The following is a 12,808-nucleotide window of genomic DNA, read 5'->3' as shown; positions in this document are numbered from 1 at the left end:
TAGTTTGCGCGGCGCGCTGGGATGGGTTTGATTCCCGGCAATTGAAATTTTTGAAGGGGTTACCCGATGAAGAAGATTGCTTACACCGCCGTTGCTGCTGCTTTTGCTCTTGCTCTGTCTGCCTGCGGCGGCACGGACAAGGCATCTGAAGATGTGACTGCTGACAATGTTGAAATGCCTGCGGACGAAGCCATGAGCTCTGACGCTGTTGCAACGCCAACAGCTGACGATGCCGCTGCTGCTGCAACCGATGCTGCTGCTTCTTCTTCTGACGCTGCAGACTCCACCAAGGCTGCTGCTGACGATGCAGAAGCTGCTGCCAATGATGCTGCTGCTGCTGCTGAAGCTGCTACCAAGGCTGCCGAAAAGAACTAATGTTCGCGGCCGGCAACGGCTGTTTCAGGATGAGCGGGTGAAGCCAGGTGCTTTGCCCGCTTTTCTTTTGGAAGATGTCCCATTGGCCGCAAGGGCAATGGCGGCAGGCCGCCTGTTTGAAGGATGACCCCATGCGCGCAACTTTTCTTGCTGTCTTTGTTATTGCTGTGCTGTCAGGCTGCCAGAAGAGCGATAGCGATCCTGGCCCCGGCGGTGTGACTGTGGGCGAAGCACGGGCGCTTGATGAAGCGGCAGAAATGCTGGAAGAACGCAAATTGCCTGAAGAGGCTCTGGAACCCGCGGTTCAATTTCAGCCCAGCACACCCAAGCCAGCCGGAGCGGATTAGAAAGACGCCAGGCGATTGCTTTGTTATGGTTAGGATGGTAATGTTTCATTCGAAACTATGACCAACGATTTTACATCTGAATTTGACTTCTCCGCGCTGCCGGTTGTCCCGGAAGGAACATTCGCAGCGCCGCTCAAACGGCCTGTGCATCTGGGTGAAGATTGGCTCGAACCCAAGCAGCGGGAATATGATTCGGGCGATGATGCCATCTGGGATGCGCTTTTCGCGCGGCAGATGGAGATTCTTCCAGGGCGAGCCTGTAGCGCTTTTCTCGCAGGGCTGGAGGCTCTGGATCTGGGACGCGGCGGTGTTCCCGAATTTGCCACCTTGTCGGAAGAACTGAACCGGCTCACCGGGTGGAGCGTGGTTCCGGTGCCAATGCTGATTCCAGACCATGTGTTCTTCTGGCATCTGGCCAATCGGCGTTTCCCGGCGGGCAATTTTATCCGCACGAAAGAGACGTTTGATTATATTCAGGAGCCGGACGTTTTTCATGACGTGTTCGGCCATGTGCCCCTGCTCACTGATCCGACTTTTGCCGATTACATGCAGGCCTATGGCCGCGCCGGTTGGAAGGCGATGCAGCGCAACCGTCTGAAGGCGCTGGGCGCGCTTTACTGGTATACGGTGGAGTTTGGCCTGATCCGCGAAGCAGGGGGGCTGCGCATCTGTGGGGCAGGGATCCTGTCCGGCCCGCGTGAAGCGGTATTCTCCTTGGAAGCCCAATCGCCCAATCGTCTGATGCTGAGCGTGGACCGTGCCATGCGCACCGATTACGTGATTGATGATCTCCAGCCGACCTATTTCGTGATTGAGAGTTTTGAAGACCTCTACCGCCAGACGGTGGAGCGGGACTTCAATGAAATTTACAACACGCTGCCACCGGGCTTCACTTACGCCAATGCAGCGGTGATCGATACAGATCATGTACTGCATCGGGGGACGCAGGAATATCATTTGCGTGGCGGGCGCGGATCGGATGCACCGCCGGTCTAAGGCGCGCTATCAGCTTTTATTGCAGGCATGAAAAAGCCGGTGCTGAAAATCTGTCCAGCACCGGCTTTCTATAAGACCAACTGATCCGCTTATTGCGGGGTTGAATCCATATTGTCAGCTTTTTCTTCCATGGCATCAGACTTGGCTTCGCCAGCTGCTTCCACAGCGTCAGCCTTTTCTTCCATTGCAGGAGATGTTTCGCCGGCGCGCATTTCGTCAGCCTTTGCATCAGCCTGATCTTCAACGGCTTCAGCCTTGTCTTCCATCTTGTTTTCAGCAGCGCTGTCACAAGCGGCAACGCCAAGGCCCAGAGCGGCGACAGACGCGAACATGATGATTTTCTTCATAACTTTCCCCTTTAGTAAACTGGATAGTATCTTGATATAACTACCCGGGATAGGATCATTTAGGAATAGGATATATTCCCTCACGATGTTTAACGTAGTTGGTAACTACGGATAAAATTCACCGCCAAAAGCAATAATACCGATCCTAACAGGGACAACAACAAGGTCGCCACCGAATTGGTTCCACCAAAAATACTGTTATTGCTCAATAAAGGGCTGATCAGGAAATCAGTAAGCAGCGCTCCGGCTATGCCAGTGCCCACATTTACAAGGATTCCCTTGAGTGTTTCGACTCTGGCAACGATCGAGGCGAGCCATCCTAGGATGGCGCCAATCACGACCATAAAGACGAAACCCATGTAACAATCCTTCAGCAACTCATCTCATGAAAAGGCTGAGGTGTTCGATTGTTCCATGAAATACGACCAAGTGAGTTTACGGATGGGCGTATTTCGGGAGTGCTACGAGGTGAGGCTGCGCTGGAATCAATATAAGGAAAAGCCAGCCCCACCACGATAGCAGGGCTGGCTTGAATGGGCTTACCAGATCTTGATGCGATCTTCCGGTGGGAGGTAAAGTGCATCGCCGGGTTTCACATTGAAGGCCTTATACCAGGCATCCATGTTTCGAACCGGACCATTCACCCGATATTTCTCAGGGGAATGTGGATCGACCAGAAGGCGCTGACGGCCGGCCGCTTCGCGCTGGGTTGAACGCCAGACCTGCGCCCAGGCCAGGAAGAAGCGCTGATCGCCTGTGAGGCCATCAATTACCGGAGCTTCCTTGCCATCGAGCGACATCTTATAGGCGCGATAGGCAAGGCTGAGACCGCCAAGATCGCCAATGTTTTCACCCAGCGTGAAATTGCCGTTCACGCAGGTCTTGCCGTCATCATAGGGGCAGAACTTGTCATATTGGGCGGCCAGAGCCTGAGTGGCCTTTTCGAACTTTTCCTTATCTTCCGGTGCCCACCAATTGCGCAGCATACCGGTGCCATCCGATTTGGCGCCCTGATCGTCAAAACCATGGCCCATTTCATGCCCGATCACCGCGCCGATAGCGCCATAATTCACGGCAGGGTCTGCCTTGGGATTGAAGAATGGTGGTTGAAGGATCGCTGCCGGGAAGACGATTTCGTTCATGACCGGGTTGTAATAAGCGTTCACCGTCTGGGGCAGCATGAACCATTCGCTGCGGTCTACTGGCTTGCCAAGACGTGACAATTCATCCTGACGCTCCCACTTGGCGGCAGAAATGCTGTTGCCCAGCGGATTGGTCGGTGAAATCGCCAGACCCTGATAGGTCTTGAAATGGTCAGGATAGCCGATCTTTGGTGTGAAAGCGTCCAGCTTGGCTTCGGCTTCAACCTTGGTCGCCTGTGTCATCCAGGTGTTTTCAGCGATGGATTGTGCCAGTGCCTTGCGCAAATTGCTGACCAGATCATCCATCGCCTGCTTGCTTTCAGGCGGGAAATAGCGGGCGACATAGGCCTTGCCGAGCAATTCACCCAATTCACCTTCTGTAGCGGCGATGGCGCGCTTCCAGCGTGGGCGCTGTTCCTGCTGACCGTTGAGGAGCTTTCCGAACAGATCAAAACGCGCATCATCAATGTTGCTGGGCAGCACACTGGCATGAGAAGACAGGAATTGCGCGGCCATGAAGGCTTTCAACGTTGCAAGATCCGTGCTTGCCACCAGTTTCATCATGCCCGGAAGGCCAGCGCCAATGCCTGCCATCTGATCGTCCGTCAGGCCGAGTTCTTTAACTTCGCTGGCACTGGGCGGCAATTGCGGCGCAAGGAATGTGGCCTGATCGGCCACACCGGCATTGGCCAGCAGTGCTTCAGTTGGGAAGGAAGGAGCCAATGCCAGCAATTGAGCCTTGGTCAGCTTGTTATAGGTGATGTCGCGGTTGCGCAGGGCCGTGCGGTCCCACTCAAGTGCCGCGACCTTATGTTCGAATTCATAAACCGCATTGGCGGCACTATCAGGATCGGAATATCCCGCCTGCTTCAGCAGGAAGGAGAGATATTTCTTATAGGCTGCCTGGATCGTGCGGTTCTGTTCGCTGTCGATCAGATAATAATCGCGATCAGGCAGGCCCATTCCGTCAAAGCCGATGCTGACGATGTAAGCATTCGGGTCTTTGGAATCGACCGTTACACCGCTGGTGATGAGCGCGGGGATACCCGGTTGGTCCATCACTTTGACCAATTGCGTGAGATCAGCGGCGTTGAAGATTTCGGTTAGATAAGGATAGGCTGGAGCAAGACCGGCTGCATTGATTGCATCGGTGTTGAAGTAAGCCTCATAAGCGTCAACGATGCGGCGCTCATCCGTGCCGGGGGCTGGGTTGGACGCGATGAGGTCGTCTACAACCGCTTTCACATCGGCAGTGGATTTTTCACCCAGCAGGTTGAAAGCACCAAAACGGGTATATTCTGGCGGGATTGGGTTGTTGCGAACCCATTTGCCATTCACATAATCGAAGAAGTCATTGCCCGGCTTGACCGATTTGTCGAGCGAGGCCGGATCAAAACCCCATGTGCCAAAATGCATTTCAGGGGTGGGGATGGTTTCAGCCTTTGCCGCGTCAGCTTGTGGTGCTGTATCTTGTGCAAGGGCCGGTGTGGCGAGCGCCAGTACGGCAGCGGAAACGCCGGCCGTCAGGATGTGCTTGATCATAGTGTACCTTTCGAAAGGTTCCCGCAGTGCAGTCCGGTTCTGCGGTAAGATGGCTCTATACCTATCCCACTAAGCCACCTTTCGGCAAACATTCGTCGGTCCATATTGGCGATTCGTCGAATAGAGGCGTCGAACAATCATGTTTCCGCACGCATCCTGCGCGCAATAAGGTGCGCAGCTGCGGACAGGCGGCGGGCCAAGTGGCCGTGGCGCGGATTTTATCGGGAATGTTATCGGGGAATGGCGATGTCAGGACGAGGCTAGTGAATCAATTTACCCCATCAAATTGCAGTGAGGCAAGATGGGCATAAAGTCCGCCGGCGGCGCTCAATACTCCATGGCTGCCTTCTTCAACTATCCTGCCGGCTTCCATCACCACGATCCTATCTGCCGCGCGAACCGTGGCGAGGCGGTGTGCAATGACGAGTGTGGTGCGGTCTTTCATCAAATGGTCGAGCGCTTCCTGCACCAGCCGTTCGCTTTCGGCGTCCAGTGCGCTGGTTGCTTCATCGAGGAGCAGGATCGGCGCATCGCGGAGCAGTGCGCGGGCAATGGCAATCCGCTGGCGTTGCCCACCAGACAGGCGAGCGCCACCTTCGCCGAGGAATGTGTCGAGGCCTTGCGGCAATTCGCGCAAGAAGCTTTCAGCATTGGCCGCCCGTGCTGCCGCCCAGATATCATCATCCGAAGCGTTCCATTCGCCATAACGCAAATTGTCGCGCGCATTGGCAGCAAAGAGCACGCCATCTTGAGGTACAAAGGCGATACGGCGGCGAATATCGGCAGGATCAGCACTGGTCAGCGGCACGCCATCCATCCGCACCCGGCCAGCCTGCGGATCATAGAAACGTTCGGCCAATTGGAAAATGGTAGATTTGCCCGCCCCCGAAGGGCCGACAATGGCCACGGTTTCTCCCGGTTCAACGGTCAGGCTGAAATCGGAAATGGCGGCCTGTTCCGGGCGTGTGGGATAACGGAATGTCACATTCTGAAAGGCAATGCTGCCACGCGGTGGTTCGGGCAGCGCCTGTGGCCGGGCAGGTGGGGCAACTTCAGGCTTTTCCTGTAGCAATTCGCCAAGGCGGCTGGCGGCACCGGCTCCGCGCAAAAGATCGCCATAAACTTCCGTGAGTGAACCGAATGCACCGGCCACCATGACGCCGGTCAGGACAAATGCAGCAATGGTGCCCCCGCTGAGGGTGCCTTCTGCCACTTGCATGGCACCTCGCCACAATAGCAGCGTGATAGAGCCAAAAATAAAGGTAATCAGGATGCCTGTCATGATAGCGCGCAGGAAAATCCGGCGGCGGGCGGTGTCAAAGGTCGCTTCAACGGCTTCGGTAAAGCGGGATTGTTCGCGCGCTTCCTGATTAAAGCCCTGAACGACCTTCATCGCCCCCAGAACTTCCGATACCATCGCCCCGACATCGGCCACACGGTCCTGGCTATGGCGCGAAATCACCCGCAGGCGCCGACCAAACCACACCAGAGGCAAAACGATAATGGGAACCGCAATCACCAGCATCGCCGTGAGGCCGGGCGCGAGATAGAGGAGATAACCGACGCCGCCGACCACCATAATAAGGTTGCGTAAAGCGACCGAAATCGTCGTCCCCACGACATGTTCGATCTGCCCGGTATCCGCTGTCATCCGCGAAGAGATTTCCTTGGGGCTGTTCTCTTCAAAGAAGGATGGGGAAAGGCGCAACAGATTACGCTGCACGGCCAGCCGGATATCGGCCACCACCCGCTCACCCAGCCAGCTGACCGAGTAAAACCGGCAGGCCGTGCCGATCGCCAGGATAAAGACAATCATCAGCAGATAGCGGAACCATCGGCCAATTCCCGCTATGTCCCCGCCGCTGGCAAAACCGCGATCAATGATAAGCTGGAAAGCTGCCGGGATAGCCAGAGTAGCAGCAGCGGTGACGGTAAGGGCGATACACGCCAATGCCATTCGCCCTGGGTAGTGCGCCGCAGCGTTCCAGATCATTTTGAGAGGGCCGATGGAATCGGCGGGCTGTACGTCTGTTCGCGTGGGGGATCGAGCCATGCATGGCCGATAGACCATCCGTGGCGTAGTTTGAAGCATTCTTGGCACTGTCCGAAAGTGGAACCGAAGGGCCTGCCTCTTGAAAGAGCTTTGCCGCAGTGCAACATAGGGTGTAAGCGTCTGCCAAGTCGCACGAATCCATCCAGCGCTGCCGTTCAGGTGTTGCGCTAATAGGGGATACACCATGCTGTATCAGGCATATGAACTTCAGCGCTCGCTTCTTTCCAGCGCGAGCAATTGGGCCTCTATCGGGGCGGAGCTTCTCAACAATCCTGCCTTGCCAATCGGGTATTTTGGGGGCGGGCCGGTGGTGGCCAGCGCGCTTCAGGTCTTTGCTCATCTGTATGAAGCGCGCGGCAAGCCTTCGTTTGATCTTCCCGATGTCGAACTGGATGGAAAATCCTATCCGGTTCACGAGACAGTCGTGCTCGAAAAGCCGTTTGGCGGTTTGATTCATTTCAAACGAGAAGGGCTGCCGAAAAATGCAGCTCATCTGCTGATAGTGGCACCGATGAGCGGCCATTATGCCACGCTTTTGCGGGGCACTGTGGCGCGTATGGTGCAAAATTATGAGGTGTGGATCACCGATTGGGCCGATGCCAAGGACGTGCCGCTCAGTGCAGGGCAATTCGACCTCGACGATTATATCGATTATCTGATCGAATTCCTTGGGTTTATCGGCAAGAACACGCATGTCCTTGCAGTGTGCCAGCCAGCCGTGCCTGCATTGGCGGCGGCGGCGATTATGGGGGCAGATAAGAACCCGAACCGCCCTGCCACGCTCACCATGATGGGCGGGCCAATCGATACACGCGCAAGCCCGACATCGGTGAACGATCTGGCGATGGACCGGCCTTTGAGTTGGTTCCGCAACAATGTGATCGCATCGGTCCCGTTCAATCATAAAGGTGCCGGCCGCAAGGTCTATCCGGGCTTTCTCCAGCTCGCCGGGTTCATTTCCATGAACCTCCAGAGCCATATGATGAGCCATTATGAGATGTTTAAATATCTCACCGTGGGCGATCAGGAGAGCGCGGACGCGACCAAGAAATTCTATGATGAATATCTCTCGGTCTGCGACATGACGGCAGAATTCTATCTCCAGACGATCGACCATGTCTTCCAGCGCCATTCCTTGCCCAAGGGGGAACTGGAACATCACGGCAAGCTCATCAATCTGGCAGATATTCGCGATACAGCCTTGCTGGCGATTGAAGGCGAGCGAGACGATATTTCCGGCATTGGTCAAACACGAGCTGCGCTGGATCTGGCAGTGAATCTACCAGTGCGGATGAAGAAGTATCATCTTGCCCGGGACGTTGGCCATTATGGTATTTTTAACGGCAGCAAATGGCGCGGCCGCATTGCCCCGGTGGTGGAAGAATGGATCTCCGCCAATCCGGGTAAGGTAAAATAACGCGGTTGTCGCCGTGCTTTGACTGCGTCAGTATTCAGGAGCCGGTGGAGGGATGCCGTGCCACCGGCTTTTGCTTGAGGTGGCGCGCATAGGATGGCTGAGGCGCGTCCACGCTTTCTTTATCCACCCGCTTCACATAGGCCCAGAGGGCGCATTGCAGGCCGATAATGGTGTAGGCAAAGGGCTGATAGGCAATGCCGACAAAGGCTGCGCCCACCAGATAGATGATCTGCGATTGCTGCAAACTGGTGGCAAGGCCCCATTGCCAACTCTCTTTGCCACCTTCGCGTTTGCCAAACAGCCAGCGCAATTTCTCCATTTGCCAGATGCCGAGCAGGTGCAGCCATAGCCAGATGATCAGCCCCGGCCAGCCTTGCTCACCCAGCATTTCGAAATAGGATGAATGAAACGCGCGGCCTTTGTCCGTGACGGTGTCATAAACAACTTCCGTGGTGCCGCCCACATCGCGCACAGAGCGGGTCTGATAGGTGAAGCTGTTGGCGAGATAGGAGTCAAAACCGCCACCCAGAGGGTGCTGTTTGGCATAATCAATTGTCCAGTTCCATACAGCGATACGGGTGGAGGCCGATTCATCTGAATCATGATCGGCGATCGTATCCATCCGCGATGTGTAGCTATCTGGTAACAAGGGGATCGCTACCAGCACGCCAATGGCGGCAAGCCCGATAAACAGAAAACGGTGGCGGACAGAACGCAGCAGGAGGGCGCCCAGCATTGCAATACACAAAAGGCCAGTCCGGGCCTGTGTTCCAACCGGGATCAGCAGGGCTGCAAATATCAGTCCGGCGGCAAAAAGGCGCACTCGCTTATCAGGTTTGAAGATTGTGCCATGTTTAGTGAGCCACAAGATCAATGGAATCACAGTGATCGCAGCACAGGAGATGATCGAGCTTTCATAAATGCCCGAATTTTCCTTCACCAATAGTGCCAATTCACCATAACCGCCGCCACTGCCCAGCGTTTTGATACCGCCATCGATGAGGATCGCGGCCAGCGACAGGACATATATCAGCACGGTTGCTTCCAATCGCAGCCTGGTACGCAGAGCCAGCGGCAGAAACAGCGCGAAGAGCAGTGCCTTCCACACCCAGGACCATTTGGTCATTGCCGCCTCGGGATAAGCGGCGGTGAGCGTGGTCATCGCGCAATATAACAACAGGAAGCCGATGATGCCCTGACGGAGGGTGAAGCTGCTGCCCTTTTTGGAGTCCAGCAACAGCCACCCACCAAATGCGGCCACAAATGAAATGAGCGACAAGGGGATCGAGCTGATCAATGACCAGCCAATTTTCTGCGGTATGACGATATCGATATAAATATAGGCAAGCACCCAGATGAAGGGGCGCTTCAACCCTGCAAGAAGAAACAAGGCGACAAACCCCAGGAGGGCAAGGTCAAGCATCCTTCTCTCTCTCGGCAGTGGGTGTCTTTTTCAGCCAGGGGCGCTCGCGCAAAGAATCGCCTGAATCTGTGTCCTGGTCGAGGTCGTCACGCATCAGCAATCGCCAGATGGCGAGTGCTATAAGGCCATGCGAAAGGCCAATGGCAAAATAATCGACCAAGAATTCATTCCCGTGGAAGAAACCATGTTAATAATATGCGCTAGAGAGCGTTGGTTGATACCTCGTTAAGTTTCTTGAGGCAGAGCTATAGAGCAATGACCCGGATATTACATGTTCTCGATCACTCGCTCCCATTACAGAGCGGCTATACCTTTCGCACGCGCGCTATTTTGAAAGCGCAGCAGGCGCTGGGCTATGAGGTTTGCGGTGTCACCGGGCAGCGCCATGTGCAGGATGGCCCTCTGGTGGAGGAGGTTGATGGCCTGCGCTTCCACCGTACACCTGGTAAGCCCTCGGGGCCTTCCGGCTTTGCAGAATGGCGAGAAATCGGTGCTTTTGCGCAAAGGATTGAGCAATTGGTCGGTGATTGGAAACCGGATATCATCCATGCCCATTCACCTGCGCTGTGTGGGGCTGCCGCTGCCAGAGTGGCCCGGCGTCATGGCATTCCGATGGTCTATGAGATTCGCGCTTTTTGGGAAGATGCCGCTGTTGGCAACGGTAGTGTGCGGGCCAATTCACTTAAATATCGCCTGACCAGAGCGCTGGAGAATCACGTGATTCGTTCAGCCGATGCGATTGTGACTATCTGTGCAGGTTTGCGTGATGACCTGCTGGAACGCCATTGTCCGGCGGAGCGAATCACGATCATGCCCAATGGTGTCGATCTGACCCTTTTCGGGACAGCGCCGCCACGCGATAGTGCGCTGGCCCAGGAACTGGGTTTGAATGATGGCCCTGTGATTGGCTTCATAGGTAGCTTCTATGATTATGAAGGGCTGGATGATCTGATTAACGCCATGCCATATCTGACAGCGCGCTATCCCGATGCGCGCCTGCTGATGGTCGGTGGTGGGCCGATGGCAGGTAGTTTGAAGTTTCAGGCGGAAAATTCGCCTGCGGCTGATGCGATCTGCTTCACCGGGCGGGTGCCCCATGATCAGGTGGAACGGTATTATTCGCTCTGCGATATCATGGCTTACCCCCGCAAAAAGAGCCGGCTGACCGATCTGGTCACGCCTTTGAAGCCGCTGGAAGCCATGGCGCAGGGAAAGCTGGTTGCTGCATCTGATGTCGGCGGCCACAGGGAATTGATCAATGATGGTGAAACGGGCGTTCTTTTTGCGCCGGACAATCCAGAGGCATGTGGCGCAGCGCTGGTGAGCTTGATTGACCGCAAAGACAAATGGCCCACTTTCATTGAGCAAGCGCGCAAGCATGTTGAACGCAATCACGATTGGGCACGGAACGTCAACCGTTATCAGGACGTTTACGATGCATTGCTAAGTAAAGCGTCAAACTGACGAACAGCCCAGTTTAAAGGCGTGGTGATTCGCTCAGAGCGAACAGGAAGAGACAAGACGATGGCTACCCCTTATGGACGCGATGGCAAACAGCCTGCTGGCGGTTCCAACCCGATCAGCGCTCACCCAGCTTTTCCTGCTCTGGTCGCTTTATGGTTTGCGGCTCTTCTGGGACTGGGGAGCCTGGTATTACCGCTGAGTCTGTTTGAGCGGGTTGTTTCCTTGACTGGCCTTGCGAATATTCTGCCGCCAGCCGCTCCTCCCTTGGGCGGTACGGCCAAATTCGCGATTGCCTTTGCCGCTGCCATTGCAGGCTGTCTTGGCGGCTGGATATTGGGCCGCCGTCTTTCCACCCAGCCATCGGCTCATCATGACGAATTGCAGGAAATGCGCCGCAGAAATCTTGAGGCGAAGAAGGCACGAGAGCCATTCTATGCCAGTCGGGAACTGGGGGAAGAAGGCTTTGGTGGTGCTGAGGCCTCGGCAGATGATTTTGCAGATGTTCCCGATCCTGCGCTCCCGAGCGAGGAGGCATTTTGGCAGGAGGCTGTTCCATCATCGATCGTGCCGGATCATAGTGACGGAATTGATGCCGAAATTGCCGAGTTTTCGGAAATTGAACCCGAAGAACCCGCACCCCAAGTGGATGATGCTGCTTTCGAGCCGGAGTTTCAGCCGCAATCGGATGTGCCGCAAGATGAGGAAGAGCAGGCCAGCAGTTTAGAAAAAACAACTGAATTGGATGAGTTGGGACTGGTGCAACTGGCGGAGCGTTTAGGCCAAGCCATTGAGGCACGTCGGCATTGGTTGCACGAAAAACAGCAGGAAGTTCTGCAGAAACAGGATGCACCGGCACCTCAGAGCGCGCAGTCTGAGCAGACCATTTCCTTGGGCAATGATCTTCTCGCGGCTGAGGCAGAAGAGGCCAAAATGGCGATGGCTGCTTATTTCAACCGGCCTGATGCTGAAGCGACAAGCGGCGTGACGGCTGAACCCGCTTCGGCCACCACACAATACGGTCAAAGCCCCGCCGCCGATCATGGCGAATCGATCCTCGATTCGCTTTCCGTCCCTGCAACTCAGGATGATAAACCCCGCGATTTTGAAGCGTCGCTTGATAATAGCATGGAACCGATGGCTGAGGGGCAACGGCTTTCGCTCGTATCCAGTAGCGATGATCTGCCGGCCAAACGAAGGCCGCTGGTGCGGTTGAAAACCAAGCCACGGAAAAATCCTGCACCGAATGAGAGTGTGGCCGCATCGCCTGCAGTTGATGCAGACAAGGCAGGCAGTGGAGATAGTGCTGCGCTGGAGAAACAACCGTCTCCCGAAACACGCCCGTTTGACCCGCCCGCGCATATGCAACCGCCAGCCACTACTGCAACGGAGCCTTCCGCTGATGAGCCTCGCGCTGAATCGTCAGGTGATCGGGCGGAGACGGAGCGCGTTCTGCGGGCGGCACTCGAAAAGCTCCAGCGGATGAGTGGCGCTGCCTGACTGACCTCTTTGGCCGCAACTGTTGCGGCTTGAGTCCTTATTCTATCTCAAAGGCCCGGAAAATGGGCGCGCCTCTCCCTTGGCAAAGGTGAGGAAAAGTGAGATTATTACGTCAGCGCCAGTTGAAACAGCATTCAATGAACATCTCTGAGACTTGCAAAAATACAATCATGTCGTCATGGGGGTGTTTCGCGACATTTTCGGT

At 55.5% G+C, this 12,808-nt stretch carries 12 protein-coding genes; 6 read left to right on the top strand and 6 right to left on the bottom strand.

What is annotated here, in order from left to right:
* Positions 1 to 66: 66 nt before the first annotated feature.
* The 3 genes from GRI39_RS09750 (at position 67) to phhA (ending at position 1,718) form a co-directional block, all read left to right on the top strand.
* Positions 67 to 375, top strand: coding sequence for a hypothetical protein (locus tag GRI39_RS09750; protein ID WP_160739512.1), 309 nt, complete (start codon positions 67 to 69; stop codon positions 373 to 375).
* A 131-nt stretch (positions 376 to 506) separates the two neighbouring features.
* Positions 507 to 722: a hypothetical protein gene (locus GRI39_RS09745; RefSeq protein ID WP_160739511.1), complete on the top strand. Its 216-nt coding sequence runs from the start codon at positions 507 to 509 to the stop codon at positions 720 to 722.
* A 57-nt stretch (positions 723 to 779) separates the two neighbouring features.
* Positions 780 to 1,718 carry a phenylalanine 4-monooxygenase gene (phhA, locus tag GRI39_RS09740; RefSeq protein ID WP_160739510.1) on the top strand — a complete coding sequence of 313 codons (939 nt, stop codon included), beginning with the start codon at positions 780 to 782 and terminating at the stop codon, positions 1,716 to 1,718.
* Positions 1,719 to 1,807: 89 nt separating this feature from the next.
* Here the strand turns inward: phhA and GRI39_RS09735 are convergent, their stop codons facing one another.
* The 4 genes from GRI39_RS09735 to GRI39_RS09720 form a co-directional block, all read right to left on the bottom strand.
* Positions 1,808 to 2,065: a hypothetical protein gene (locus GRI39_RS09735; protein WP_160739509.1), complete on the bottom strand. Its 258-nt coding sequence runs from the start codon at positions 2,063 to 2,065 to the stop codon at positions 1,808 to 1,810.
* 89 nt (positions 2,066 to 2,154) lie between these two features.
* The gene (locus GRI39_RS09730; protein ID WP_160739508.1) at positions 2,155 to 2,424 is read right to left on the bottom strand and encodes a GlsB/YeaQ/YmgE family stress response membrane protein; all 270 of its coding nucleotides are present in this window, start codon (positions 2,422 to 2,424) and stop codon (positions 2,155 to 2,157) included.
* A 180-nt stretch (positions 2,425 to 2,604) separates the two neighbouring features.
* Positions 2,605 to 4,749, bottom strand: a complete 2,145-nt coding sequence (locus GRI39_RS09725; RefSeq protein ID WP_160739507.1) for a M13 family metallopeptidase — start codon at positions 4,747 to 4,749, stop codon at positions 2,605 to 2,607.
* 268 nt (positions 4,750 to 5,017) lie between these two features.
* The gene (locus GRI39_RS09720) at positions 5,018 to 6,802 is read right to left on the bottom strand and encodes an ABC transporter transmembrane domain-containing protein (RefSeq protein ID WP_246205015.1); all 1,785 of its coding nucleotides are present in this window, start codon (positions 6,800 to 6,802) and stop codon (positions 5,018 to 5,020) included.
* 184 nt (positions 6,803 to 6,986) lie between these two features.
* On the opposite strand from GRI39_RS09720, the gene GRI39_RS09715 reads away from it, so the two are divergent.
* Positions 6,987 to 8,219 (top strand): polyhydroxyalkanoate depolymerase, encoded by a 1,233-nt coding sequence (locus tag GRI39_RS09715; RefSeq protein ID WP_160739506.1) that lies wholly within the window; start codon positions 6,987 to 6,989, stop codon positions 8,217 to 8,219.
* Positions 8,220 to 8,253: 34 nt separating this feature from the next.
* On the opposite strand, the gene GRI39_RS09710 is transcribed toward GRI39_RS09715, so the two are convergent.
* Both GRI39_RS09710 and GRI39_RS14395 read right to left on the bottom strand, forming a co-directional pair.
* Positions 8,254 to 9,642 (bottom strand): putative O-glycosylation ligase, exosortase A system-associated, encoded by a 1,389-nt coding sequence (locus tag GRI39_RS09710; protein ID WP_160739505.1) that lies wholly within the window; start codon positions 9,640 to 9,642, stop codon positions 8,254 to 8,256.
* On the bottom strand, positions 9,635 to 9,802 hold the full coding sequence (locus GRI39_RS14395; protein ID WP_170324287.1) for a hypothetical protein: 168 nt from the start codon (positions 9,800 to 9,802) through the stop codon (positions 9,635 to 9,637). Before GRI39_RS14395 ends, GRI39_RS09710 begins: the two co-directional genes overlap by 8 nt.
* A 95-nt stretch (positions 9,803 to 9,897) precedes the next feature.
* Here GRI39_RS14395 and GRI39_RS09705 point away from each other — a divergent pair, with 95 nt between their 5' ends.
* Both GRI39_RS09705 and GRI39_RS09700 read left to right on the top strand, forming a co-directional pair.
* Positions 9,898 to 11,106, top strand: coding sequence for a TIGR04063 family PEP-CTERM/XrtA system glycosyltransferase (locus tag GRI39_RS09705; protein ID WP_160739504.1), 1,209 nt, complete (start codon positions 9,898 to 9,900; stop codon positions 11,104 to 11,106).
* 60 nt (positions 11,107 to 11,166) lie between these two features.
* Positions 11,167 to 12,603: a hypothetical protein gene (locus GRI39_RS09700; RefSeq protein ID WP_160739503.1), complete on the top strand. Its 1,437-nt coding sequence runs from the start codon at positions 11,167 to 11,169 to the stop codon at positions 12,601 to 12,603.
* Positions 12,604 to 12,808 lie beyond the last annotated feature (205 nt).

The sequence above is a fragment of the Altericroceibacterium indicum genome, from assembly GCF_009828105.1.
GTDB classification, from domain to species: Bacteria; Pseudomonadota; Alphaproteobacteria; order Sphingomonadales; family Sphingomonadaceae; genus Altericroceibacterium; species Altericroceibacterium indicum.
This window is presented reverse-complemented; position numbering and strand designations above follow the sequence as displayed.